The organism is Campylobacter felis, assembly GCF_030250085.1.
GTDB lineage: Bacteria > Campylobacterota > Campylobacteria > Campylobacterales > Campylobacteraceae > Campylobacter_D > Campylobacter_D upsaliensis.
This window is the reverse complement of sequence record NZ_JANURX010000014.1, coordinates 1-25,837: the sequence shown is the minus strand read 5'-3', so window position 1 is coordinate 25,837 and position 25,837 is coordinate 1. Positions and strand designations below refer to the sequence as shown.

The following is a 25,837-nucleotide window of genomic DNA, read 5'->3' as shown; positions in this document are numbered from 1 at the left end:
GCTAGCTGCTCAATGTGTGCTTCTTTTTGCCCTTTAGAAATCGATAGTGCGAAAATCGCCACCGCTTATAATAATCAAAATGCTAAAGGGCTTTTCATAGCAAATTACTTAGCAAAAAATTTAGATAAAAGTGTCAAAGTGGCAAAATTTGGTTTAAATTTAGCTCAATTTGGTCAAAAAACCCTAGGCAAACAAACGCTGAAAAAACTAAGCCTAAGTCTTAATCAAAAATTTCACACGCCCATAGTGCCTATTTTATGCCTAATGCAAATCATCACGCCCTAAATTCAAGCCCTAAAAGTGAAAAAAGCGTGATTTATCTAAGCTCTTGCTTAAATAGAGCCTTTGCGCCATCATCTTTAGCTAAAGATAAAAGAACTTTGCAAGAAGTGTTTGAAAGTCTTTGTAAAAAGGCTGATATTAGCGTGCTTTATCCTGAAAATATCACTCGGGAAAAGTCTTTAAAAACTACACCATAAAAACGCCCAAGCTTAATCCTTTAAAGTCATTTAAAGACGAGCTTTTAAGCTTGAGTGAAAATGGCAAAATCTCTTTAGTGTGCGATCATAGTGCGTGTAGTGCGGAGCTAGTTTCAAAATTAGACAAAAGGCTAAAAATTTACGATATGAGTGAATTTATTGAAAAAGAAATGCTAAATAAGCTAAACATTAAGCCATTTAACGAAAATATAGGGCTTTATGCTGTATGCTCTAGCAAAAAATGCGGCTTTGATGTGTCCTTAAGAAAACTAGCTCAAATTTGCACGAAAGGCAAGGTTTATGAGCATAGTCAAACGCATTGCTGTGGCTTTGCTGGAGATAAGGGCTTTATGAATCCTAAGTTAAATCAAAGTGCTTTGGAAAATTTAAGAGAATTTTTTAAAGGGCTAAAGCTTGAGAGATTTTATTCTAGCTCAAGCACTTGTGAGGTAGGATTAAGCGATTAAATAAGGGAGGAGGATTGGCTCCCCTTACAAATTTTAAGCATAAAAATCGAAATTTTTGTCTTTTTGTGTGGCGTTTTGCTCGTTTGCTTTTTCCTGAGCTTTTTCAAGCTGTTTTTTCATCTGCTCTAAAACCTCATCAAGCAATTTTTTACTATCTTCTAGTAGGCTTGAATTTTGCTCTGCATTTGGCGTTTGGTTTTTATTGAGTAAATTTTCTAATTTATTAGTAAAACTATTCATAATCGCATTTTGATGATTTTCATCTTTTGGCGTTGGAAGAACATTTGCCATTTGCATTGCACTTTGGATAAAGTCTTTTGGCTGAAGCTCACCCACCTTAGAATTTGCTAAAAATTCTTGTATCATAGGCTCGACTTCCTTCATCGCCACTTTTATCTCATCAAGTTCATTTTGTGTTAATTTAGACCCCTCAAAAGTAAAGCTAAATCCATACTCACGCTTCAAACTTAAGCTTTTAGAATTTTCGTCTTTAGCGTAGTTGATATTTTGATTATCATACATATCAAGGCTAAGTTTTTTACCACTTTTAGTTGTGTAGTCAAGGGAGAAATTTTGATTTTTACTCACATCAATTTGCATTTTAGCTCCTTTAAATTTTATAAAGCATATCGGCATTTTTTTAAAAAAATTAAGTATAATTTTTCAATGAACGAAAAAATTTTACACTTTTTTAAAAATCATAAACTTTTATCACTTGCTATGTGTGATGATGAGGGTGTTTATAGTGCTAGTGCGTTTTATGCTTTTGATGAGGAAAATTTAGCCCTCATCATCGCTTCATACGAAGATACCAAACACATCAAACTCGCCTTTTTAAATCCAAACATCGCCATAAATATCGCTAAAGAAAGCAAAATAGCCCTTTTAAAAGGTGTGCAAGCTAAGGCTATTTTTATGGAAGCCTCTAATGAGCAAGAGAAAATTTATTTTGCTAAATTTCCTTTTGCGAAACTTAGTAATGCTAAAATTTACGCCTTAAATCTTAGCTGGGTAAAACTCACGGATAATACCCTAATGCTAGAAAAAAAACTTGAATGGACGAGATAAATGAGACTTGCAATTTGTTTTATGGGGCATTTAAGAACTTATAAGCAAACTTATCAAAGTTTTTTAGATAATGTCTTAAAGCCAAATTTAGAGGATGTAATGTGGGAGGAAATTGACATTTTTATCCACACTTGGGATACTTTTGAAAAGGCAAATTTTGCTTGGCACGAACAAAATAAAAAAATGGACGGCGTAAAAATTACCGAGCAAGTGATCTGCGAAGTGAAGCAAATTTATAAGCCTAAAAAAATGCTTGTTGAAACCTTAATGCAAGATAGAGGTACGTACCTTTCCATAGAAAGGTCTCAAAAACTCGCCTTAGAATATGAAAAAGAGCAAAATATCTCTTATGATTATATTATGGTTACAAGACCTGATTTATACTTTCACACGCCTTTAGTTTTAAGCTCCTTTATCAACGCCTATCAAAAAGATGAAGTCTTAAAAAGCGTCTCTTTACCCAAAAAGCACATTTTCGCCGCACATAATACCTTTGGCAGAATGCTTGTCGATGATAGAAGATTACTTTGTGAGGGAGATTTATTATGGTTTGGTAATATGAAGCCCTTACCGCTTATCTCAGATGCTTTTAATCCACAAAAAATTTTTCTTATCCCCATTAATTATATTCTTCATAGAGATTTTTTCTTACAAAGAGAGAATTTTAGACTAGGCTGGGGCGATAAAGATAGCACTTTAACCGCTGTAAGCGTGATAAAATCGCATCTAAGCTATCAAATAGGCGAAATAGCTATGCAATGTGAAAGTTTTAAAGAGCGCTTTTTTCTTATTTTTACTTTAACAATTATCAAGAAAAAATTTAACAATCAAGAAAAAATTAATTCAAATTATCTTTATTTATCTCTTTGCAAAGACTACCCAGAATTTATCAAAATCAAAAACTCCCCCACCTACAAACTTGGGCAAAAAATCATTAAAATCCATAAAGAAAATGGTGATTTGGGTTTAATCAATTTTATTTTATTTAGGCTTTTATCTTATAAAAAAAGCCTTTAGCTTTTTGTTAAATTTTTTTCTTTATAATTGGAGCTTTATTATAAATAAGGAATTGCGTTTTAATGCTAAATGTCATTTATGCTTTATTTTTTAGAGAGCTTAAAACACGCTTTGGTGCAAACCGCTATTTAGGCTACATTTGGGTTGTTGGAGAGCCTTTGAGTATAGTTTTGGTGGTTACGACCATTGTTACAATTATTAGAGAATATCATCATCAAGTAATGCCTGATGGAATTTCTATTTTTATGTTTTTAATCTCTGGCATAGTGCCTTATTTTATGTTTAGAAGTATAGTAACGCAGCTTATGAACGGCATTAGTGCAAATTTGGGACTTTTTGCTTATAAGCCTGTCAAGCCTATCCATGTTTTTATCGCTAGAACTATGCTTGAATTTTGCATTTATTTTGTGATTTTCTTTTGCGTTTTGTTTATAGCGGGGTGGTTTTTACGCTTTGATGTTTTGCCTGTATATTTTTTAAATGTCATGTTTTGCGTTTTTTTACTGATGCTTTCTGGCTTTGTTTTGGGACTTTGCTTTGCGATACTAAGTCATTTTTTTGAAATTTTAAAAACGCTTTTGATGTATTTTAGTATCGTTTTTTATTGGTCTTCTGGGGTGATTTTCCCCACTTGGCTTATGCCTAAGCCCTTGCTAGACCTTTTTTATTATAATCCTTTGCTTCATATAATGGAGCTTTTAAGATATAATTTTTTCGATTCTTATCCTTTACAAGATGATTATAGCTATACTTATCCTATATTTTGCATTATGCTTTTACTTCTTGTGGGACTTTTTTTTTATCATCATAATAGACAAGCCTTAACCGCAGCGAGAAAGCAATGATCAAGCTTGTCAATTTAACCAAATCTTACCCACTTTTTGCAGGCGGAAGACACTATGTTTTTAAAAATTTTAGCTTTGAATTCCCTGAAAATTGCAGTATAGGCTTAATGGGTGGAAATGGTGCAGGTAAATCAACCCTAATGAAACTTTTAAGCGGAGCGGAACTGCCCGATAAAGGTAAAATCATCACAAACAAAAAGCTCTCCTGGCCCCTTGGTTTAAGCGGTGGCATACAAGGCTCACTTAGTGCAAGAGATAATGCCAAATTTGTCGCTAGAGTTTATGGCTATAAGGGTGAAGAATTGCTAGAAAAAGTTAAATTTGTCGAAGAATTTGCTGAACTTGGTAAATTTTTTGATGAGCCGATGAAAAACTATTCTGCTGGTATGGGAGCAAGGATAACCTTTGGACTTAGTATGGCTTTTGACTTTGATTATTATTTAATAGACGAGGCTGGGGCTGTGGGCGACCCTCAATTTAGAGAAAAAAGCATTAAGCTTTACAAAGAAAGGCTTTCACGCTCTAAGGTCATTATGGTTTCACACGATGTAGCCGAAATTAAAGAATGGTGTGATAAAATTATTTTTATGAAAAATGGAAAAATTACGGTTTATGATGATGTCGATGAGGGCATAGCTGTATATCAAGGAAAAGCATAATTATGAAAAAAAGTAAAACTTTAATAGACAAGATTAAGGATTTAAGCATTTTAGATTCATTTAAAATCGTATGGTTTTTGATGATTTTTGTAGTGATTTATTATGTTTTTATCGCAGCAGATCGCTATGTAAGCTCGACTAGTCTTAGTGTGCGTTCCACTAGCGGAGAAAGTATTCAAGCTGGTGGGATCTTATCTTTACTTAGCACCACTTCAAATAATAATGAAGATATGAAATACCTAAGAGGCTATATCCACTCTCTTGATTTGCTTAAAAAACTAGAAGAAAGCATTAAGCTTAGGGAGCTTTATCAAGAACAATTTGTCGATTTACCCTACCGCATTTTTGATTCTAGCTCAAGCGAAAGCTATCTTAAATTCTTTAAAAGTCGCGTTAAACTTAAAGTCGATGACAAAACAGGTCTTTTAAATGTCGAAGTTGAAGCCTTTACCCCAAAATCCGCTCAAATCATTGCTCAAAGTATAGTCGAAGAAAGTGAAAAATTTATCAATGAAATTTCTCACAAAGCAGCAAGAGAGCAAATGCGTTTTGCCGAAGAGGAAGTTAATACTTACAAAGAAAGATACCTAAAAGCACAAAATGCTCTCATAGCTTTTCAAAACAAATATGGTGTTTTTGACCCACTCAAACAAGCCGAAAGTAAATCAAAGCTAATTGCGCAAATTGAAGTAAATTTGGCTCAAAGAGAGGCTGCGCTTTTAAATTTACAAAGCTATATGAATGATAGTGCGCCTGAAGTTGTAGCGTTAAAAGCTGAAATTGGAGCTATTAAAAAGCAATTAGAACGCGAAATGGCAAAAATTTCAGCAAACAATTCAAATACCCAAAAACTCAACGATATGGCTGCGAAATTTCAAAACCTTACCATTGAAGCAACCTTTGCTCAAAAGGCTTATGAGGCTGCACTTAAGGCTTATGAGGCTGCGAGAATAGAAACTGCGAGAAAGATTAAGCAGCTTGTCATCGTGCAAAGCCCAAATTTACCAGAAAGTGCGAGGTATCCAGAAAGACTTTATGGCATACTCACAGCTTTTTTAATTTTATCTTTAATTTTTGGCATTACCAAATTTGTAAAAATGATTATAGAGGAGCATAGATATTAAAATGAAAAAAATAGCTTTATTATTGACAAGTTTTATTTTGGCTTTTGGCGCAGTCGATGTATCGCAAATTATAGGCGTTAATGAGGGTGCAACTTATGATAGTAACGCAAGTTCGACTTATTCTCAACGGCAAAATGAAAACAACACAAGCGCCTCAAATATAAACCCTATGCAAGTTCCTGTTTTTGGCTCGCATCTTTTTAGTGGTAATTTTAAAAATTTCACGCAAAGAGTTTATAATCCAGACTATAAAATAGCCGTTGGAGACCAAATAAGCCTTAAAATTTGGGGTGCTGTGGAATTTGCACAAATTTTGGTAGTCGATTCTCAAGGGAACATTTTTATCCCTAAGGTTGGAGCTGTAAATTTGCTAGGAGTGAAAAATAGCTCCTTAGTGCCTATAATAAAATCCGCCGTCAATAAAATTTATAAAAATAATGTTTTCGTTTATGCAGATATGAACGCCTATCAAAATGTTAGCGTTTTTGTAACAGGAAGTGTCAATGCTCCGGGTCTTTATCAGGGTCTAAGCTCTGATTCCATCATACAATATTTAGATAAGGCAGGTGGGATCAACTTAGACTATGGTAGCTTTAGAGAAATTCAAATTTTAAGAAATAATAAAATTATTAGAAATATAGATTTATACAATTTCTTACTTAAAGGACAATTAGAGCTTTTTCCTTTTAGAAGTGGAGATGTCATCTTAGTAGGAAATGTCGCTAGCTATGCCTTTGTAAGTGGAGATGTGCAAAAACCCTTTAGATTTGAACTAGGAAGTGATATTAAAACACTAAGCGATTTAGCTAGAATTTCAGGAGCAAAACCCATAGTAACCAACGCTGTGGTAAGAAGCTACGCAGACGAGCATAAGCTTGAGGTAAAAGCTTTTAACAAAACGCATTTTTCCAAAGTAAGCCTAAAAACAGGCGATGAAGTCGAATTTCGTCCGGAATACATCAGCACAAATATTAGCATTAAAATTCGTGGAGAACACGATGGCTTAGGCACTTTAGTGGTTAAAAAGGGGACAACTTTAGAAGATATCTCAAGGTTAATTATGGCAAATTCAATGTCAAATATGAAAGCCCTGCAAGTCTTTAGAAAAAGTGTCGCTAGAACACAAAAAGAACTCATCGCAGCCCAGCTTAAAGAGCTTGAGACCTTAGCATTAACTAGCTCTTCTGTCAATTCCGAGCAAGCGGCAATCCGTGCTACACAAGCTAAAACTATACTTGAATTTATAGAAAGAGCCAAAAAGGCTGAGCCTAAAGGACAAATCGTCATTGAAGATACAAATTCCTACAAATCTTTAATTTTAGAAGATGGTGATACCATTAATATCCCAAGTAAAAATAATCTTGTTATCGTTCAAGGTGAAGTCTCTTTACCCGGAGCCTTTGTATATGGTAAAAAAGAAGATTTAAGATATTATATTAATTTAGCTGGAGGATATAGCGATAGAGCAGATACCTCAAAAGTGCTTGTCATACGCACAAATGGCAAGGCGGAAAAATATCGCTCAGGTATAGATGTAAAAGCGGGCGATTCCATTTTGGTGCTTCCAAAAGTTGATAGTCAAAATTTGCAAATTTTTTCTATGCTAACGCAAATTCTTTATCAAATAGCCATAGCCACAAATGTCGTGGTTAATCTCTAAGGAAGCAAGATGAAAGAAATGCTCAAAATAGCTAAAGAGGTCTTTGAGATAGAAGCAGAGGCGATTAGAAATTTAAGTGAAAATTTAGATCATAATTTCTCAAAAGCCATTAAGCTTATTTTAAATATAAAAGGGCGTTGCATTATAAGCGGTATGGGTAAATCAGGACATATAGGTGCTAAAATCGCTGCCACACTAGCTAGCACAGGAACTCCAAGCTTTTTTATGCATCCGGGCGAAGCCTTACACGGGGATTTGGGAATGATCACAAGCGAAGATGTTTTAATCGCCATTTCAAATTCAGGTGAAACAGAAGAGCTTTTAAAAATTATCCCAGCGGTCAAAAGAAGGCAAATTCCCCTCATCGCAATGTCTGGCAATGTTAAATCAACCCTCGCCAAGCAAGCTGAAATTTTTCTCAATATAGCCATCAAAAAAGAAGCTTGTCCTTTGCAACTTGCCCCTATGTCCTCAACTACCGCTACACTTGTGATGGGCGATGCCATAGCAGCAGCCTTAATGAAGGCTAGAAAATTTCAGCCTGATGACTTTGCGCTTTTTCATCCGGGTGGGAGTTTGGGACGAAAGCTTTTAACTAAAGTTAAGGATTTAATGGTTAGCAAAAAACTCCCTATCGTAAATCCAGAAACTGAATTTAATGAACTTGTCGATGTGATGACAAGTGGAAAACTAGGACTTTGCATTGTTTTAGAAAATGATAAGCTTGTTGGAATCATTACGGATGGAGACTTACGCCGCGCACTTAAGGCAAATGCCAAACCTAGATTTGACTTTAAAGCTAAAGAAATTATGAGTCATAATCCCAAAATCATCGACCAAGAAGCTATGGCAACAGAAGCTGAACAATTAATGTTAAAACATAAAATTAAAGAAATTGTTGTGGGTAAAAATGGAAGAGTCGTGGGCATTATCCAACTTTATGCGATAGGAAATGTTTGAGTGGTGCGCTCTAGAGGATTCGAACCTCTGACCTTTTGAACCGCAATCAAATGCTCTATCCAGCTGAGCTAAGAGCGCAAATAAAAACGAGATTATACAAAAATTTACTTAAAATTAGCTTCTTTTTGCATAAAATTCTCTCTTAAATTCGCTAAATTGATTTTTCATTATGGCTTCTCGCATTTGCTGAACTAAATTTAGATAATAATGCAAATTATGCAAGCTAGCAAGCCTAAAAAAAGTCAATTCTTTAGCCCTAAAGAGATGATTTAAATATGCCCTTGAATAATTTTGACAAGTATAACACGAGCAAGTTTTATCGATGCTTTCATTATCATTTATAAATTCAGCCCTTTTAATATTAAATTTCCCAAAACTTGTAAAAAAAGTGCCATTTCTAGCATTTCTTGTCGGCATCACACAATCAAACATATCCACCCCACGCTCAACATTTTCCACCAAATCTTCAGGAGTTCCCACGCCCATTAAATATCTTGGGCGTTTTTCGTCCATAAAGGGAGTTAAATTTTCGACTACCTCATACATTAAAGCATTTTCTTCACCTACACTAAGTCCTCCTATGGCAAGTCCGTCAAAGTCCATCTCACAAAGCTCTAAGGCACATTTTTTCCTTAAGTCAAATTCCGTCCCTCCTTGGATAATGCCAAAAACATTTTGACTCAATCCCTCACCCTCATTTTGCTTAAATTTGTGATAATCAATAGCCTCCTTTGCCCATTTTATCGTTCTTTCAACGGAAAGTTCCACCCTAGCTCTACTTGAAGGCAAAGCGACCAAATCGTCTAAAACCATACAAATATCACTATTAAAATCATACTGCGTTTCAAGCACAGATTGAGGTGTAAAAAGATGTAAGCTCCCATCAATATGACTTTTAAATTTAATACCTTCTTCAAAATGCTTTGAATTTTTACTTAAAGAAAAGGCTTGAAAGCCACCACTATCTGTCAAAAAACTATACGGAAATTGCGTAAAATGATGCAAACCACCCAAATTTTTAATCACTTTTGAGCTAGGACGCAAATAAAGATGATAGGTATTTGCTAAAATAATTTTTGCTTTTAAAATTTCGCTCATATCATAAGCATCGAGGCTTTTTACCGCTGCTGCTGTGCCAACTGGCATAAAAATGGGCGTTAAAAATGAACTATGTGCCGTTTTTATCTCACAAACCCTTGCATTATTGTCTTTATACTTTAGTTTAAATTCCATTTGCTATAATTTCCTTTTTGGAGTGTAGTATGAATCATATTTTAATTATTATCGATGGTATTTTAGCGAAGCATTTCTTAGAAAGGCTTTGCTTTCAAAAAAGCTTGAGTTATTTTTTCACCATCGTTTATCAAAAAGATGAAAGCGTTAATTTAAAAGAAGAAAATGAATTTTTAGAATTACATCAATTTGACCCTACAAGTAGTGCAAGGCTTGAGCGTATTATGAAGCCCTACAAACAAGCTTTTATCTATATGCAAGACGAATTTGAGACAAAAAAAACTTACGAGGCTTTAAGGGGGCTTGATTTAAATTTAGAAATTAACATTATGGATTTTTGGGGACTTGGTATCAATGATAAACTCTGCCACCTCATTGATGCAAGAATGAATTTAAGCAAAAGACTTATTGATTTTTTACCAGATGTCGCACTCACGGCACAATATATTGGGCTTGGAGTGGGAGAAATTATGGAGATTAAAATTTCAGCAGGTTCAATTTTTGCTTATAGACACATAGGCTCAATCCAGCAAAAAAGATGGCGTATCGTGCTAGTGTATCGTAATGAAAAAATTCACTTTATTAAACCTTCTTTAATTTTAAAACCGGGAGATAGCATTTTAATCGTAGGCGATCCTGCTATTTTACAAAGCGTTTTTCATAATGTAAAGGCTAGCACAGGACAATTTCCCGTGCCTTTTGGGACTAATATTTATACCATTATCGATATGAAAAATATGAGTCAAAACACACAAAAATTACTCCTAAATACTACCTTAAGCCTCATCAAAAAAACAAATGCAAGAAAATTTTTTATAAGAATTATCAATCCTACCTTAAATGCAATTTATTATGAGCTTAAAACCCTTGCCTTAGAGTATGAAAATATCTTTTTTGATTTTGAAAATACAAATTTCAAAAAAATTCAAAGCTTCTTGGAGCAAAATGATGTAGGTGTTTTTATCACGGATTATAAGCATTTTGAAAAAGAAAAGAAAGAGCTTTTTGAGCTTAAAATTCCCATTTTAAAAATCGGCACACAAGACTTTGAAAGCCTTGAAAAATCAGTCATCTTAAGCTCTTATGAAAATGAAATAGAAAATCAGGCTAATGTGATTGTAGATTTAAGTAAGCAATTAAAACTAGAGGTAAATTTTTATTATTATCAACCAAATCATAAGGAAAATAACGAGCTAAAAGACTATGTTAAAAGCCTTTCTAAACTCTACGATAAAAATATAGAACTTTTTCAAAATCATACGCAAAATCCTATCTTAAATCTTGAGTATAGAGAGAATTTATTACAATTTGTCAGCTTTACCCCGGAGCTTTTAGAGTCTAATATTGGTCGAATTTGGAGTATGGATTTAAACAGAAACTATTATAAACTTAGCAAAAATTACCAACTTTTCATACCAATAAGCTAATCAATCTTCCATAGCATTTTACGCTATATTGTATTCTATGGAAGTTGAAGCACTTTTATTTTCCAACATTATCTTAATAATTTATTATTTTTTGGTATGATGAAAGAAAAAATAATAACAAAAAATTGTAATTTAGCATAATCAACAAGGAATTTATATGACCTATTTACAAATAGAAGGCACAAATCATTTAAGCGGAAGCGTTACAATTAACGGCGCGAAAAATGCCGCTCTACCACTTATCGTCTCAAGCATTTTAGCTAAAAATGAAGTCGTTATCTCGAATGTTCCTGAAGTCGAAGACATTAAAACCCTCATCTCACTCTTACAAAATTTAGGCGCTAAAGCAGATTTAAAGAAACACGAAGCCCTTTTAAATACCACAACACTTAATCAAACCACAGCTAAATACGACATCGTTCGCAAAATGCGTGCCTCTATACTCACACTTGGACCGCTTTTATCGCGTTTTAGACATTGTGAAGTGAGCCTTCCCGGAGGCTGCGCCATAGGACAAAGACCCATAGATTTACATCTTTTAGCCTTAGAAAAAATGGGAGCAAATATCCAAATCAAGCAAGGCTATGTAGTCGCAAGTGGAGCTTTAAAGGGTGCGGAAGTGCTTTTTGATAAAATCACCGTTACAGGGAGTGAAAATATCATTATGGCAGCAGCATTAGCAAGTGGTAAAACAAGGCTTTTAAATGTGGCTAAAGAGCCTGAAGTGGTGCAACTTTGTGAGGTTTTAAAGGAGGCTGGACTTGATATTAAAGGCATAGGTAGCGATGAGCTTGAAATTTATGGCACAAGTGGAGAGTGTTTGGAATTTAAAGAATTTACTGTGATACCTGATAGAATAGAGGCTGGAACCTATCTTTGTGCGGGGGCTATTGTCAATTCTAAAATTAGTGTTTGCAAGGTTAATCCAAATCATCTAAGCGCCGTTTTGGCAAAACTTGAGCAAATGGGCTTTGGTATAAGTATAGAAAATGATAGCATTACCTTGCTTCCCGCTAAAGAAATCAAACCTGTGGAAATTCTTACAAGCGAGTATCCGGGCTTTCCTACCGATATGCAAGCGCAATTTATGGCACTGGCTCTTAGAGCAAATGGCACAAGTATCATTGATGAAAGGTTGTTTGAAAACCGTTTTATGCATGTCAGTGAGCTTTTAAGAATGGGAGCGGATATCAAACTTAACGGACATATTGCTACTATAACTGGAGGCAAAGAGCTAAACGCTGCTGATGTTATGGCGACTGATTTAAGGGCGTCTTCAGCACTCATCTTAGCCGCCCTTGCTGCAAAAGGCACAAGCAGGGTGCATAGAATTTATCATTTAGATAGAGGTTATGAGAATTTAGAAGAAAAATTTAAAGCACTAGGTGCAAATATCACAAGGCTTGAAGAATGAAAAATATTTTTGAAACCCTAGAGCTTTTAGAAAAGCATATAACGCCCTTAAAAGAAAGTGAAATTGTAAGTTTAGAAAACGCACTTGGCAGAGTTTTAGCCTGTGATTTATATGCGAAAAAGAATTTACCAAGCTTTGATAATGCGGCACTTGATGGCTATGCCTTTAATTATGATGATATAAACGCACCGCTAAAGATTATGGGAGTGATTTTAGCGGGTGATAAAACGCCTTACAAACTTGAGAAAAATGAATGCTTTAAAATAATGACAGGTGCTTTAATGCCTAAAAACGCAGACACGATCTTAATGCTTGAAGATGAAAATTTAGAAAATGGCTTTTTGGTGATTAAAACAAAGCCTAAGCGATTTAATGCCTTTCGTTTTAAAGGCGAAGAGCAAAAAGAAGGGGAGCTTTTACTCAAAAAAGGGCAAAAATTAAACGCTGCGATGATAACTCTGCTCGCCGCACAAGGAATTTATAAAATAGAAGTAATAAGAAAGCCCAGAATTGCCATTTTTTCAAGCGGAGATGAGCTCAAAGAGCCTTGGCAGATGTGCGACGAACTTAGTATTTATAATGCCAACGCTCTAGCCGTGCAAGCCCTGCTAAAGGACTATGATCCTTGTTATCTTGGCATTATAAAAGATGAATTTGATACCACAAAAAAAGCTCTGCAAAATAATCAATTTGATCTCATCATCACAAGTGGAGGTGCTAGTGTGGGTGAGGCGGATTTTATGGATAGGGCTTTGAAAGAGCTTGAATTTAAAGAAATTTTTAATGAAATTAAAGCGCGTCCTGCAAAGCCAACTAAGCTTTATCAAAAAGATAATAAGCTCATCTTAATCTTACCAGGAAACCCTATGGCGGCTTTTCTTTCTTGCTTTATTTTTGCAACAAAGATCTTAAATTTACTCAGTGGAAATTTAGAAAAAGGGTGCAAAATAAATGCCCTTATGGGTCAAGACTTAAAGCTTAAAGCGGGGAGAAATAATCTTATCCTAGGAAATTTAGAAAATGGCATTTTTACGCCTTTTAATAATAATCACTTTGGCTCGGCTATGATTTTACCACTTGTTAAAAGCAAATTTTTACTCATTAGCGATGAGAAGCAAGAAAGCATTTTAAAAGGTGAAAGTGTCCAGCTTATTTACCTTTAATTTGCTAAATTTGGATTAAATAACACCTATGAATTTTAGAAAATCAACTTACAAAAATATCTTATTTTCTTTCATCAAGCGTTATATTCTAGCTTTACAAAGTCTCTATTAGCCCCCTTAATATTTATCAAAAATTAACATTTTAAAAATATTAAGGATATTTATGTCAAATTTCAATCTTAGCCCTTTAAGGCTTTTTTGTAAATATGCCGTGCCTAATGTCATTAGCGTGGCTTTCTTTTCTGTTTATATTATTATTGATGGTATTTTTGTGGGGCAGTATCTAGGTAGCGATTCTCTTGCTGCACTTGGTTTAGTAATGCCCTTTGTAATGATAAGTTTTGCATTAAGCGATATGATAGCCATAGGCTCATCGGTGCAAATTTCGATGAAGTTAGCCCTAGCTAAATTTAAAGAAGCTAACCGCATTTTAACCGCAGCCTTAGCTCTTATTTTCGCCCTTAATACCCTTATAGCTTTTTTAGCCTATTTTATATCACCACTTTTAATTTCTTTTTTGGATATAACGCCCCATATTCAAACGCTTTGCGAAGAAGTTGTTCTAGTTTTTGCCCTATTTATGCCCATTATTGCCCCTTATTTTGCCCTCGATAATTATCTAAGAATTTGCGGAAAAACAACGCATTCTATGATAGTAAATATCATCGTAGCACTAAGTAATATCATTTTGGATTATCTTTTTATCGTGGTTTTTGGTTGGGGTTTATTTTCTGCGGCACTGGCTAGTTGTATAGGTTTTACTCTTGGAACTTTTTTGGATATTTATCCTTTTTTTAGCCAAAAACTTCAGTTGAAATTTTCTACTCTTTATCTTTCTTTTAAAACTTTAAAAAATATTATTTATAATGGAAGTAGCGAATTTTTTAGCAATATCTCCGCTTCGATTTTTGGTATCTTTGCTAATCTTATCCTCCTTCATCTAGCAGGTGCGAAAGCTGTGGCTACCTATTCTATCATACTTTATATTGATAATTTTATCACTCTATTAACCCTTGCGATGTGTGAGGCTATGCAACCAGCCCTAAGCTATCATTTTGCTCAAAAAAATCTTAAACACCTCAAAGCCATACTTAAAACTATGTTTATTTTTATCCTTTCTTTTAGCGTTTGTGTTTTTATTTTAAATATATTTTATGGAGAATTTCTAGTGGGATTTTTTACTCAAAAAAATGATGAATCTTTTTTAGAATTTAGCACCAAAGCTTTATATATTTTTTCTTTTGTTTTTCTTATTGCTTGGTTTAATATCCTTATAGGCTCTGTGCTAACGGCTTTTAATAGGGCTTATTTTTCCCTCATTTTAAGTCTTATAAGTAATCTTTTCGCACCTCTTATTTTTATCCTTACTCTGCCTTATTTTTTAGGCTTAAATGGAGTGTGGATTAGTCCATTTTTGGCTGATTTTTGCGTATTTTTCTTAAGTTTTTATTTTCTTAAAAAGAGTTTAAGCATAATTAGCCAATCGCAAATAGCAAGCAAATTTGCTCACTGATGCAAATTGGTAGGCTTTTTGCTTGACAAAATGATTTTTTTTATATTATAATTTCACTCTTTTTGCGGGAATAGCTCAGGGGTAGAGCACAACCTTGCCAAGGTTGGGGTCGCGAGTTCGAATCTCGTTTCCCGCTCCACTTTTAAGCTTAGGTCAAAATGAAATTAGAACAAATCTTAGAAAAAACAAAAAATGTCCGCCTTATAGCAGCAAGTAAGTATGTCGATGCTAACACTATCAAAGAATTTTATCATAAGGGCATTAGCGAATTTGGAGAAAATCAAGTCAAAGCCCTAAGTGAAAAAAAAGAACTTTTAAAAGATGAAAATTTAACAATAAAATGGCATTTTATCGGCACTTTACAAAGCAATAAAATCAATCTTCTCATCAAACAACGCCCTATTTTGTGGCAAAGTTGCAATTCTTTAAAATTAGCCAAAGCTGTTGATAAAAGACTCAATTACACCCTTGATACCCTGCTTGAAATTAATAGTGCTTTTGAGGAAAATAAAAGTGGGATCGAATTAAATAAAGCTTTTGAGGAATATTTGCAAATTCAAGAAGAGTGTAAAAATTTAAATCTTAAAGGTGTGATGTGTATAGGAACGCATAGTGATGATGTAAAAAAGATTCAAAAAAGCTTTGAGGACACTTACAGAATTTATGAAAAATTACAAAAACACGGTGCAAACATTTGCTCTATGGGTATGAGTAATGATTTTGAATTGGCTTTAAAATGTGGGTCAAATATGCTAAGACTTGGGAGCATACTTTTTAAAAGCCTTTAAAAAGGGCTTTTAGTATAAAAGACTAGCGATTTTAGACTGAAGCATAATATTGCTTTGTGCGGCTGCAAAAGCGGCGGCATTTTCTTTCAAATACGCTGCATTAAAGTCATTAACATTTTTTGCCATATCATTATTGAGCAAATTATTTTCTGCGGCTTTGGTATTGATGCTATTTTGCACACTGGAGTTAATGTTAGAAGTAAGGGCATTAATGCCAGATCCTATCTCACTCCTTAAACTTCCAAGTTGGTCAGTAAAGCTTGTAATGCTTTCTTGACTATCAATACTTAAGCCATCTGTGCTTAGGGAATTTAAATTTGTCGTCTCTGTCCCACTTCCTACCACAAATTCCATAGTTTGAAAAACATTTTTACCATTAAAGGTCGCGTTATTAAAAGAATCATTAATGGACTCTGTCAAACGCGTCGCCTCACCTCTTAGCATAGTTTTTTGCGCATCTGTCATAATGCCACTATTCATCCTTACAGAAAGCTCACTAAGCCTATCCGCACTTTGAGAGATATTTGTCAAACTCGCATCGGAAATTTGTAAAACTCCTATGGCATCATAGGCGTTTGCCACGCCCTGATCTATGGTGCTTGATTGAGATCTTAAAGAATCGGCAATTGCTAAATTTGCACTATCTATCCCACTAATAGCCCTCACCGCTGCGATATTTTCTAAAGCTTTATCTTGCGATTTTTGTGCATTATTTAAATAATGATTTTGCTGCATTGCATTAGAATTGTTAATTTTCATATCAATTACCTCCTTTAATTTTTCAAATTTTAGTCTTTTTTAGCTATTTTAAAGCTTAAAAAATACAAAAATATTTGCATACAAACGATAATTTTTATTACAACTTCACTTGCCTCGTGCATACTTTGAAATTCCGTTGTTTTAATGACGCTTTCGCCCATTTTTTGTGCTTCTAAAATATACGCGGTAAAATAAAATACAAAAAATAAAGCAAGAATTAAAATGATGATAGAAAGAGCAAATTTGGAAAATCTTAGCTGAAATTTCTCCTCTTTTTTAAAAAAGTTAATAAGCTCATATAAGGCATTAAAAAGTGCTACTGCAAGTAAGACATAGCCCATTTTAACAAAAATATCACTCATCATAAGCCCACTTTGAAAATGGCTTAAAACATTTTCGCCAATTAAGTTTTGTGGATAAAAAACAACAGGTGCGACCACCACACCCAAAATAAGCTCCACACCTATCATAGCCACAAGCAAAAAGAGATGAATCGCTTTCATTTTGCCTCCTTATTTTGTGCCTTCATCGCGATTAAAACACCTTCTATCATTTTTTTAATATCTCCGTCTAAAATTCCCTCCGCATTTGAAAAAGCTTCATTACTTCTTGTATCTTTGACTTGCTGGTAAGGAAAAAGCACATAAGAGCGGATTTGATGTCCCCAGCCCATTTCGCTTTTTTCCCCTGAATTTGCTGCTGCTTCTTGCTTCATCAATTCAAGCTCGTAAAGGCGTGAGCGTAGCATTTTAAAGGCTGTGGCTTTGTTCTTATGCTGGCTTCTGTCATTTTGGCACTGCACGACTATGTTGGTAGGGATATGCGTGATACGGACAGCTGATTCTGTTTTATTAACGTGCTGTCCGCCCGCCCCACTTGCGCGGTAAAAGTCGATGCGCAAGTCCTTTTCTTCAATCTCAATCTCAATATCATCATCAAGCTCAGGACTTACCATAACGCTAGAAAAGCTCGTATGCCTACGCCCAGCACTATCAAAAGGCGAAGTTCTCACAAGGCGGTGAATTCCATTTTCTGCCTTTAAATAGCCGTAAGCATTTTCACCCTTGACTAAAAAACTCACATCTTTAAGTCCTGCTTCATCGCCTTCTTGGAAGTCCAAAGTTTCGACCTTAAAGCCCTCTCTCTCACAAAAACGCAAATACATTCTATAAAGCATACTCGCCCAGTCGTTACTCTCCGTCCCACCAGCACCAGGGTGTATGGAAACAATGGCATTTTTATTATCATTTTCTCCGCTTAAAAGCATAGAAATTTCAAGACTTGTAATACTATCTTCTAGCTTTGGTGCGTCTTCAAAAAGGGCTTTTAAGGTCTCATCATCACTCTCGCTATTTGCCATATCAAAAAGCTCACTCGCGTCGTTTAAGGCGTTGAAAGCATTTTCATAGGCTTTAAGCAAATTTGTGATTTTGGTCTTTTCCTTACCCAAAATGGCGGCATTTTTGGCATTATTCCAAAAATTTGGATCATTTTCTTGCGTCTCAATCTCACTAAGCTTTACCCTAAGTTCATCAGGCTTTATGATGGAGGCTATGTTTTTAACCTTTTGTTCAAGGCTTTTTAAAAGTTCGCTAAATTCATAATTATCCATAGTTTTTCCTTAAAAATTGCATTGTAGCAAATTTAGTTTAAGGCTTTTCAAATCATCAATATTTTTCTACAAACGAATTAGCGTCCAAATTGCTTCTTTAAACTCAAAGCTCTAAAAATAAACCACACATAACCCCCTTTATACCAAGCTTTATGGGCTTTTATGAAAGCAAGTCCTAACTGGTAACTTAAAATTTGCTTTTCATTTTCATCACAAGGTAGAATGTTTGCTTCTTTTTTGTGCTTTTTAGCAATATAATTTAGCACAAAAGGAAGTCCTAAAAATCCCCAAAAACTTCCGTAATTTTCTATGATAGCACGACCTAATTTGTAAGCTAGGTGCGTTTGTATAGGATTTTGCTTTTTTTGATGGAGTTCAAGTTTCAAATTTTTGATTTCAGCTTGAATAGGGGCGATTTTAACTGGGTCCATTCTAGCATTATACTCCTCGATAATTTCCTTAAAAAGCACCACATCAGGGATAAGGTGAGAGAAATCGTATTTTTCATCGATTTGCACTTCTAAATTTGCTAATACATTAAAATCATAATGAGCATCGATTTTAAAATTTTCATCTGGTTTTACGAGGAGAATTTGATTTGCCAATTGCATACAATCAAGAGTATTTCGACAATCATCTTTTGAAAAAATCCACAAATTATTTTCGCTTTGTTTTTCATTGTTAGCATTAAAATACAAAAAGCTCTCTTCATCAATAACAAAATTTTCAATCAAATTATACATCATCAAAAAACTTGATAAGCAGTATTTGATAATTTTAATCTTTTTATTTGTCCAAATGGCACTTGAAAAAGTCCCTAAACCATTATCATCATTCCACACACTAAATGCCACTAATGTATAATCTTTAAATTCTTTTTTAAATTTAAGTTTAATTTTTCCTTCAAGTCTATAAAGTTCTTCTGTAAATAAAGAATTAGATTTAACGCTTTTTTCTAATTGATTGATATTTTCAAAAAGATCTTGTAGCGTAACAGCAAGAAATTTAGGGACTGGATAATTGCATTTTAAATTACACCTACCAATCTTTCCCAAATTTAAAGCAATATTTTGCCCCAACAATCTCATAATAGGACTGATTTGATGAAATAAATTATTTGTCGCAAAAAATTCATTTAAGTTATTTTCATCATAATATTTTTGCATATCAATGAAATAAAAGCCATATTTTTTAATTTGAAGTAAATTGAAACTATTAGTGATTTTAAATTTGTCATTATTAACATAGAGGGGGAGTAAAATAAAAAGTGTAGGCTTGTTCAAATTAGCCAACATTTTGCAAAGAATTTCAAAATCTCTTTGCAAAATGTCAAAACGGAGATCATAAACAAAGTTATCATATTCATTTAAATTGGTCTCTATGATAATTAAATCAGCCTTTTTAATTACTTTTTCATTTGTAATTAAAGCGTAAATTTTTTGAGAACTACGAGAACCACCTAGGGCAAGATTATGAAATTCTACCCCCCCCCCCCCCCCGCAGGACATTAGGGCGTCTTTAAGTCCTTTTTGTAAGCCATTTTGCATAACACTATTACTTCCACCCAACAAAATAACATTTTTCATTATTTTCCCTACCATTCTATTATTTAAAAATTTCTTGCAATGCCTTACAAATTTGATTTAAAATTTCACACATTAAACCTAAAGTGCATTACATCGCCATCGCAAACGATGTAGTCTTTACCCTCAAGGCGTAATTTACCAGCCTCTTTCGCACCATTTTCGCCTTTAAATTTAATAAAATCTTCATAACTTATCACTTCAGCTTTAATAAAACCTTTTTCAAAGTCATTATGAATCACACTAGCCGCCTTAGGTGCTTTATAGCCTCTTTTTATCGTCCAAGAACGCACCTCGATCTCTCCAGCCGTAAAATAGCTAATAAGCCCCAACTTAGAAAAAGCCGTGCGTATAATCTGTGCCAAGCCACTCTCTTTAATTCCCAAAGAGTTTAAAAATTCAGCCCCCTCCTCATCACTCAAGCCCACAAGCTCCTCTTCTATCTTCGCACAAAGTTTTATGACTTCTTGATTGTTTTTCTTAGCATATTCTTTTAAGGCTAGGACAAATTGATTATCCTCATTAATACCCTCTTCATCGACATTTGCACCATAAATCACCTCTTTGGCACTTAAAAGTCTTAATTCTTTAATTAAATTTTGATAAAGCTCATTTTCTCTTTCCTCATAACTCCTAGCACTAAAGCCCTTATTTAAATGCTCTAAAAGTGCATTAGCAAGCTCTAGGGTCTCTTTTGCGCCTTTTTGATTTGCCCTTGCTTCTTTATTTAATTTTTCTATTTTTTTACCAAGTTGCTCAATATCCGCTAAAATCAGCTCAGTGTTGATAATCTCAATATCTCTAATAGGATCAACCCCACCCTCGACATGCGTGATATTTTCATCATCAAAGCAACGCACGATGTGTAAAATCACTTCTGTTTCGCGTATGTTTGAAAGAAATTTATTTCCCAAGCCTTCGCCCTTACTAGCACCCTTTACAAGTCCAGCTATATCAACAAATTCTATGAGTGAGTGGAGAATTTTTTCAGGCTTTACGATTCTAGCCAACTCCCTCAAACGCTCATCAGGCACTTCAACCATAGCACGGTTAGGCTCTATGGTGCAAAAAGGATAATTTGCACTTTGAGCATTTTGTGCTTTGGTAAGAGCGTTAAAGGTCGTAGATTTGCCAACATTTGGCAAGCCCACTATACCAACCGCTAAACTCATTTAGCTTTCCTTAAAAGGTAAATTAAGAAATTCACACACATTCTAACCCCTGCTGCACTTGCCCCATAGCTTTGATAGCCCCAAGCCTTCTCCAAATAAGCAGGTCCAGCAATGTCAAGATGTAGCCATTTGTTCTTATACTCTTCGCGGATAAAACTATCTAAAAAAATTCCAGCCGTAAGAGCACCGCCATAGCGACTTGAGCTTGTGTTGCTTATATCAGCAATTTTAGATTTAATGAGTTCTCTTAAATGAGGATTAAAATGCAAAACGCAAGCATATTCGCCACTTTTTTGGCTCACTTCATAAAATTCATTTTGCAAATTTTCATTATTTCCCATAATACCACTTGTAAATTCGCCAAGCCCAACCACGCAAGCACCAGTTAAAGTCGCTAAATCAATAAGTAAATCAGGCTTTAAATCCTGTGCAAAAGAAAGACAATCAGCCAAAACTAAACGCCCCTCAGCGTCCGTGTTTCTTACCTCAATGCTCACACCCTCCCTAGAAAGTAACACATCATCAGGCTTATAGGCATTGCCGCCTATCATATTTTCAGTCGCTCCCAAAATGCAATGCACTTCAAGTTCCAAATTTAACTCCGCCACAGCTTTTATAATCCCCATAGCAGCAGCCGCACCACTCTTATCTGCTTTCATCGTCAGCATATAATCAGCAGGCTTTAAACTAAGCCCACCGCTATCATAAGTCAGCCCCTTACCGACAAAAACGATTTTTTGCTTGGCTTTTTGATTTTTATAGCTTAGATGAATGAGCCTTGGTGGATATGCAGAAGCCCTATTAACCGCTAAAAAAGCGTTCATTTTTTCTTTTTCCAAAAATTTCTCATCATAAATTTTGCAAGTGATAGCTTTATATTCTTTCGCTAAATTTTGTGCATCTTCAGCCATTTTTAATGGAGTGTAAATTTGAGGAATTTCATTAACAATATCTTTTGTAAAATGACAAGCTTTTGCTAAAACTTCTCCCCTTTGAAGTCCTATTAAAGCCTCTTCTTTGCTAAATTTTTTAGCATTTAACTCCTCTTTAGAAAGTAAAATACGCTCCAAAGCGCTAGGCTTTTTCTCGCTTTTATAGCGATTAAATTCATAATTTGCAAACCCAATGCCCTCCGCCATACAAGCAAAACTTCTTACTACGCAAGAGCCGACCACACTTTGACTTTTAATACTTTTAATATTAAGCTTTTCAAGGCTTTTAATCGCAGTAAAAAAAGCGAGTCTAATATCCTCATAATTTAAACTTTTAAGCTCGACAAAAATTCTTTTATTAGCACTATCTAAGCAAACCCCCTCACCCCTATAATTCATCAATTTAAAAAAATCTTTGTAATTATTTAATTGTTTTTGATTTTTCGCTTCGATAAAAATTAATTCAAAATCTGCTTTGATTGCATTTAAATTTTTTTCCACAAATTCTATTTTCATTTTTTTCTTTCCTTTTTCTTTAAAATTGCCTTTTCCATTTGTTTAAAACCAAAAAGTAAGAGAGATAAGAAACTTACAATAAGTAAGGCAGCCAAATACCAATGCTCCTTAGCCCATTTCAAAAAGCTTTGAATTAAATCACCAAAATACCATGCTAAAAGTATGGTTATCGCTGCCCATACCCAAGCACTAATGAGATTAATAAGAGCAAATTTTTTCGCACTATAACGCGTGATGCCTATACTCATAGGTATAATAGTGCGAAAACCATACATATAACGCTGGATAAAGATAATAGGCCAACCAAATTTTTGCAAAAGCAAATGTGCCACCGCGAATTTACGCCTTTGAGAATGGAGCTTTTTTTGAATATAGTTTTTATTATAACGCCCGATATAAAAATAAATTTGATCTCCCACAAAGCCACCAAGTCCTGCCACAAAAATAGCCAAAGCCACACTCATTTTTCCATCGTGTGCGGCAAGCCCCGCAAAGATAAGTCCTAGCTCTCCCTCTAAAATGCTCCAACAAAAAAGTATCGCATAACCCCAAGTCTCCACATGATCACTCCAAATACCAATAATGAATTCTTCTAAAGAAAAATCGTTTTTCATCAAACCATAAATCGCATAAGCAATTAAACAGAGCAAAGCAAGAAAAATAAAAAATTTTAACGATTTTTTCATTTCTCCTCCTAAAATTCCAAAACGCTATAAACAGGACAAAGAGCATTGAGCTTTTTCCAACCATTTAAATCTTTTAAATTAATCAAAAAGCAAGATTCCACACATATACCTCCAGCTTTTTGAATTAATTTATAAGAAGCCAAAGCCGTGCCTCCTGTGGCGATTAAATCATCTACTAGCAAAACTTTAGCTTTTTCCACACCTCTAAAAGCATCTTGATGAATTTCAATGGTATCGCTACCATATTCTAAATCGTAAGAGCAAGTAAAGGTTTTATAAGGGAGCTTGCCCGGCTTTCTAATCGGCACAAAAGGCAAATTGAGTTTTGCGCAAATCATAGAGGCAAAAATAAAACCCCTACTCTCTGTCCCAACAATAAAATCTAAATTCATATCCTTATATCTATCTTCTAAGTGCTTAAGTAAAAAGCTAAGTGCTTTTGTGTCATTAAGAAGTGTCGTAATGTCTCTAAATATAATCCCTTCTTTTGGAAAATTTGGGATAACTCTAATACTTTGAATAAGAAAATCTCTTTCTTTTTGACTAAGTTCTTTCATAGTAATGCCTCAATTTTTGCTTCTAGCTCTTTAATTCTTTGTCTTAATTTGTCATTCTCCAAACGATACTGCGAATTCCTCGTTCGAAGCGAAGTTAAATCAGCCTTAATTTTGTTAAGCTCCTCCGTTAAAATGTCAATATTTCCTAAACTTCTTTGAAGTTGAACTTGTAACTTTCTAATAACAATCTCTGTATCATCTAAGTTATTTTTAATAAAATCTTTAGAATTTTTTTCCTTGCTTAGTAAGGTTTTGTAATAAAATAACATCACAATGAGATAAATTGTCGCACAAATTAAAATCGTAAAAATAAACCATTGCGAAAACATCAATCTACCTCAATTTTTTGAATTCTTTTCATATGTCTTCCTTCATCAAAAGGTGTTTTGATAAAATTTTCAATCATATCCACAGCTAAATCAAACCCTACAAGACGCCCTCCAAAAGCCAAGACATTTGCATCATTATGCTTTCTGGCTAATCTCGCACTTAAACTCTCGCTACACAAAGCACATCTTATATTTTTGTGCCTATTTGCTGCTATGGAAATTCCTATGCCAGAACCACAAATTAAAATTCCAAAACTTTTTTCATCGATTTTACTAGTAAGCAAATGGGCAAAATCCGGATAGTCGCAACTTTTTTCATCGTTTGTCCCAAGATCGATAAAGGGAATTTGCACCTCTTTAAAAAAGGCACAAAGTTTAGTTTTAAGCTCATATCCCGCGTGATCACTTGCTATATAAAGGCGTTCTCTTAGCATTTACAAATCCAAAAATAAAATAACGCTCAAATTATAGCTTGTAAAAATTATCATTTTGCTAATAACTTGCAAAATTAAGCTTTATAATTTTTTACAAATTCGCCAAACCTCTCAAGCCCTTTAATAATATTTTCCTCACTTGTTGCGTAAGAAAGTCTTAAATAGCCATCCATTCCAAAACCTATACCAGGCACTACGGCGACTTTTTTTTCTTCTAGTAATTTTTGACAAAATTTCATAGAATCCTTTTCAAGTTTAGAAATATTAATGAAAAGATAAAAAGCTCCACTTGGTTTATAAACGCTGACATTTTCCATTTTACTTAATATTTCAAGGGCGACATTTCTGCGTCTTTCAAAAGCTTTTCTCATCATTTCTATATCCTCATCACACTCGCCAAGCAAGGCTGGGATAGCGGCATACTGCGAAATGGAGCAAATGTTTGAAGTGCTTTGTCCTTGCAGTTTTTTAACAGCTGGAACAAGACCTTTAATTTTACTTGCCATATAGCCAAAACGCCATCCCGGCATAGCTCCACACTTGCTTAAGCCATTAATTGTAACAGTGCGTTTCATCGCATCTTCACTCACACTGGCAAAAGCGTGGAATTTCACTCCATCATAAAGAAGCTTTTCATACATTTCATCGCTTAAAACGACAACTCTAGTTCCCTCCAAAACCTTAGCTAAAGCACTAAGCTCCTCTTTTGTATAAACGCAACCAACGGGATTTGAAGGAGTGTTTAAAATAAAAACCTTAGTTTTTTCACTCAAAGCATTTTTAAGCTCATCAGCTGTGATTTTAAAGCCGTTTTCTTCCTTAGTATCTACAAAAACGCACTTTCCACCTGCAAATTTGACCATTTCAGGATAACTCACCCAATAAGGGCTAGGGATAATCACCTCATCACCTTCATCAACAAGACATTCTAGGCATTGAAAAAGCGAATGTTTAGCACCGACATTTGTGATAATTTCACTTGTTTCATAGGATAAATCATTGTCCCTTTTAAGCTTTGTGGCTACGGCATTTAAAACATCTTTAATTCCTGCAACTGGCGTATATTTAGAACAACCATTTTCTATCGCTTTAATTGCTGCATTTTTGATAGTTTGTGGAGTGTCAAAGTCAGGCTCACCCGCAGAAAAAGAAAGCACATCTTCGCCCTTAGCCTTAAGCTCATTTGCAAGGGCTGTAATCGCCAAAGTAATGGACTCTTCTAAAACTTGAGATTTTTTACTTAACATCATTAATCCTTGAAAAAATTTGCATTATTATAGCTTAATTTTCTATCTTAATGACTATTTTAACTAAACCCCTCACAAATTTTCTCAAATTCTTGATAATATTTCCACGAAGCGATGATGTCAGGGCGTGTTTGTTTAATGTGGGTCAGTTCTTTATCTAAAAGAGTTTTAAATTTTAAAGCTAGGCTAGAAT

The 25,837-nt window shown here is 34.5% G+C and carries 29 protein-coding genes and 2 tRNA genes; 16 read left to right on the top strand and 15 right to left on the bottom strand.

All coding sequences use genetic code 11. From position 1 onward, the window contains the following. The first annotated feature begins 12 nt into the window (after positions 1-12). The 3 genes from NYG92_RS07520 to NYG92_RS07510 are packed head-to-tail and all read left to right on the top strand — an operon-like array spanning position 13 to position 946. Positions 13-285 (top strand): hypothetical protein, encoded by a 273-nt coding sequence (locus NYG92_RS07520; RefSeq protein WP_289234006.1) that lies wholly within the window; start codon positions 13-15, stop codon positions 283-285. Next, a complete protein-coding gene (locus NYG92_RS07515; protein ID WP_289234005.1) occupies positions 258-479 on the top strand; it encodes a hypothetical protein in 222 nt (73 codons plus the stop codon). The genes NYG92_RS07520 and NYG92_RS07515 overlap by 28 nt, the downstream gene beginning before the upstream one ends. Before the next feature lie 50 nt (positions 480-529). Next, complete coding sequence (locus tag NYG92_RS07510; protein ID WP_289234004.1) at positions 530-946, top strand: (Fe-S)-binding protein; 417 nt, start codon at positions 530-532, stop codon at positions 944-946. Between the two features lie 33 nt (positions 947-979). On the opposite strand, the gene ciaI is transcribed toward NYG92_RS07510, so the two are convergent. Next, a complete protein-coding gene (ciaI, locus tag NYG92_RS07505) occupies positions 980-1,546 on the bottom strand; it encodes an intracellular survival protein CiaI (protein WP_082200277.1) in 567 nt (188 codons plus the stop codon). Between the two features lie 66 nt (positions 1,547-1,612). On the opposite strand from ciaI, the gene NYG92_RS07500 reads away from it, so the two are divergent. The 7 genes from NYG92_RS07500 (at position 1,613) to NYG92_RS07470 (ending at position 8,279) form a co-directional block, all read left to right on the top strand. After that, positions 1,613-2,014: a hypothetical protein gene (locus tag NYG92_RS07500; RefSeq protein WP_270977262.1), complete on the top strand. Its 402-nt coding sequence runs from the start codon at positions 1,613-1,615 to the stop codon at positions 2,012-2,014. Continuing rightward, complete coding sequence (locus NYG92_RS07495; protein ID WP_289234003.1) at positions 2,015-3,031, top strand: DUF8374 domain-containing protein; 1,017 nt, start codon at positions 2,015-2,017, stop codon at positions 3,029-3,031. Positions 3,032-3,093: 62 nt separating this feature from the next. Then, positions 3,094-3,876, top strand: a complete 783-nt coding sequence (gene kpsM / locus NYG92_RS07490; protein ID WP_289234002.1) for a capsule polysaccharide transporter KpsM — start codon at positions 3,094-3,096, stop codon at positions 3,874-3,876. Continuing rightward, positions 3,873-4,535: an ABC transporter ATP-binding protein gene (locus NYG92_RS07485; protein WP_289234001.1), complete on the top strand. Its 663-nt coding sequence runs from the start codon at positions 3,873-3,875 to the stop codon at positions 4,533-4,535. Before kpsM ends, NYG92_RS07485 begins: the two co-directional genes overlap by 4 nt. A 2-nt stretch (positions 4,536-4,537) precedes the next feature. Beyond that, positions 4,538-5,659 (top strand): KpsE/RkpR family capsule polysaccharide export protein, encoded by a 1,122-nt coding sequence (locus tag NYG92_RS07480; RefSeq protein ID WP_270966570.1) that lies wholly within the window; start codon positions 4,538-4,540, stop codon positions 5,657-5,659. Position 5,660: 1 nt separating this feature from the next. Beyond that, the gene (locus NYG92_RS07475) at positions 5,661-7,319 is read left to right on the top strand and encodes a polysaccharide biosynthesis/export family protein (RefSeq protein ID WP_270977266.1); all 1,659 of its coding nucleotides are present in this window, start codon (positions 5,661-5,663) and stop codon (positions 7,317-7,319) included. A gap of 9 nt (positions 7,320-7,328) precedes the next feature. Beyond that, complete coding sequence (locus NYG92_RS07470) at positions 7,329-8,279, top strand: KpsF/GutQ family sugar-phosphate isomerase (RefSeq protein WP_270977268.1); 951 nt, start codon at positions 7,329-7,331, stop codon at positions 8,277-8,279. 1 nt (position 8,280) lies between these two features. Here NYG92_RS07470 and NYG92_RS07465 read toward each other — a convergent pair. Further along, a tRNA-Arg gene (locus NYG92_RS07465) sits at positions 8,281-8,357 on the bottom strand. 36 nt (positions 8,358-8,393) lie between these two features. Continuing rightward, the gene (tgt, locus tag NYG92_RS07460; RefSeq protein ID WP_270977270.1) at positions 8,394-9,512 is read right to left on the bottom strand and encodes a tRNA guanosine(34) transglycosylase Tgt; all 1,119 of its coding nucleotides are present in this window, start codon (positions 9,510-9,512) and stop codon (positions 8,394-8,396) included. A 29-nt stretch (positions 9,513-9,541) separates the two neighbouring features. Here tgt and NYG92_RS07455 point away from each other — a divergent pair, with 29 nt between their 5' ends. The 6 genes from NYG92_RS07455 to NYG92_RS07430 all read left to right on the top strand — a co-directional run bounded on the left by NYG92_RS07455 (position 9,542) and on the right by NYG92_RS07430 (position 15,817). After that, positions 9,542-10,939, top strand: a complete 1,398-nt coding sequence (locus NYG92_RS07455; RefSeq protein WP_289234000.1) for a COG3400 family protein — start codon at positions 9,542-9,544, stop codon at positions 10,937-10,939. Positions 10,940-11,096: 157 nt separating this feature from the next. Further along, a complete protein-coding gene (gene murA / locus NYG92_RS07450) occupies positions 11,097-12,353 on the top strand; it encodes a UDP-N-acetylglucosamine 1-carboxyvinyltransferase (protein ID WP_289233999.1) in 1,257 nt (418 codons plus the stop codon). Further along, a complete protein-coding gene (locus NYG92_RS07445; protein ID WP_289233998.1) occupies positions 12,350-13,516 on the top strand; it encodes a molybdopterin molybdotransferase MoeA in 1,167 nt (388 codons plus the stop codon). Before murA ends, NYG92_RS07445 begins: the two co-directional genes overlap by 4 nt. A gap of 163 nt (positions 13,517-13,679) precedes the next feature. After that, positions 13,680-15,029: an MATE family efflux transporter gene (locus NYG92_RS07440; protein ID WP_289233997.1), complete on the top strand. Its 1,350-nt coding sequence runs from the start codon at positions 13,680-13,682 to the stop codon at positions 15,027-15,029. Between the two features lie 64 nt (positions 15,030-15,093). Next, a tRNA-Gly gene (locus NYG92_RS07435) sits at positions 15,094-15,168 on the top strand. A gap of 19 nt (positions 15,169-15,187) precedes the next feature. Beyond that, positions 15,188-15,817 (top strand): YggS family pyridoxal phosphate-dependent enzyme, encoded by a 630-nt coding sequence (locus tag NYG92_RS07430; protein ID WP_289233996.1) that lies wholly within the window; start codon positions 15,188-15,190, stop codon positions 15,815-15,817. A 9-nt stretch (positions 15,818-15,826) separates the two neighbouring features. On the opposite strand, the gene flaC is transcribed toward NYG92_RS07430, so the two are convergent. From flaC to NYG92_RS07370, 12 genes are all read right to left on the bottom strand, one after another. Then, positions 15,827-16,576 carry a flagellin C gene (gene flaC / locus NYG92_RS07425; RefSeq protein WP_289233995.1) on the bottom strand — a complete coding sequence of 250 codons (750 nt, stop codon included), beginning with the start codon at positions 16,574-16,576 and terminating at the stop codon, positions 15,827-15,829. Positions 16,577-16,605: 29 nt separating this feature from the next. Then, the gene (locus NYG92_RS07420; RefSeq protein ID WP_270977280.1) at positions 16,606-17,079 is read right to left on the bottom strand and encodes a DUF4149 domain-containing protein; all 474 of its coding nucleotides are present in this window, start codon (positions 17,077-17,079) and stop codon (positions 16,606-16,608) included. Next, positions 17,076-18,188 (bottom strand): peptide chain release factor 2, encoded by a 1,113-nt coding sequence (gene prfB / locus NYG92_RS07415; protein WP_270966564.1) that lies wholly within the window; start codon positions 18,186-18,188, stop codon positions 17,076-17,078. The genes NYG92_RS07420 and prfB overlap by 4 nt, the downstream gene beginning before the upstream one ends. Positions 18,189-18,265: 77 nt before the next feature. Beyond that, on the bottom strand, positions 18,266-19,774 hold the full coding sequence (locus tag NYG92_RS07410; protein ID WP_289233994.1) for a DUF8374 domain-containing protein: 1,509 nt from the start codon (positions 19,772-19,774) through the stop codon (positions 18,266-18,268). Positions 19,775-19,839: 65 nt separating this feature from the next. Next, the gene (gene ychF / locus NYG92_RS07405) at positions 19,840-20,943 is read right to left on the bottom strand and encodes a redox-regulated ATPase YchF (protein ID WP_289233993.1); all 1,104 of its coding nucleotides are present in this window, start codon (positions 20,941-20,943) and stop codon (positions 19,840-19,842) included. Beyond that, a complete protein-coding gene (locus tag NYG92_RS07400) occupies positions 20,940-22,391 on the bottom strand; it encodes a leucyl aminopeptidase (RefSeq protein WP_289233992.1) in 1,452 nt (483 codons plus the stop codon). The genes ychF and NYG92_RS07400 overlap by 4 nt, the downstream gene beginning before the upstream one ends. Beyond that, positions 22,388-23,005: a DedA family protein gene (locus NYG92_RS07395; RefSeq protein ID WP_289234018.1), complete on the bottom strand. Its 618-nt coding sequence runs from the start codon at positions 23,003-23,005 to the stop codon at positions 22,388-22,390. Before NYG92_RS07395 ends, NYG92_RS07400 begins: the two co-directional genes overlap by 4 nt. 80 nt (positions 23,006-23,085) lie before the next feature. Beyond that, the gene (apt, locus tag NYG92_RS07390) at positions 23,086-23,634 is read right to left on the bottom strand and encodes an adenine phosphoribosyltransferase (RefSeq protein WP_270966560.1); all 549 of its coding nucleotides are present in this window, start codon (positions 23,632-23,634) and stop codon (positions 23,086-23,088) included. Beyond that, complete coding sequence (locus NYG92_RS07385; RefSeq protein WP_004277112.1) at positions 23,631-23,963, bottom strand: hypothetical protein; 333 nt, start codon at positions 23,961-23,963, stop codon at positions 23,631-23,633. The genes apt and NYG92_RS07385 overlap by 4 nt, the downstream gene beginning before the upstream one ends. After that, positions 23,963-24,397 (bottom strand): ribose 5-phosphate isomerase B, encoded by a 435-nt coding sequence (gene rpiB / locus NYG92_RS07380; protein WP_004277111.1) that lies wholly within the window; start codon positions 24,395-24,397, stop codon positions 23,963-23,965. Before rpiB ends, NYG92_RS07385 begins: the two co-directional genes overlap by 1 nt. Before the next feature lie 74 nt (positions 24,398-24,471). Further along, positions 24,472-25,644, bottom strand: coding sequence for a pyridoxal phosphate-dependent aminotransferase (locus NYG92_RS07375; protein WP_289234017.1), 1,173 nt, complete (start codon positions 25,642-25,644; stop codon positions 24,472-24,474). Positions 25,645-25,703: 59 nt separating this feature from the next. After that, positions 25,704-25,837 (bottom strand): DUF2972 domain-containing protein (locus tag NYG92_RS07370; RefSeq protein ID WP_289234016.1); only part of this gene is annotated, 134 nt, incomplete at its 5' end.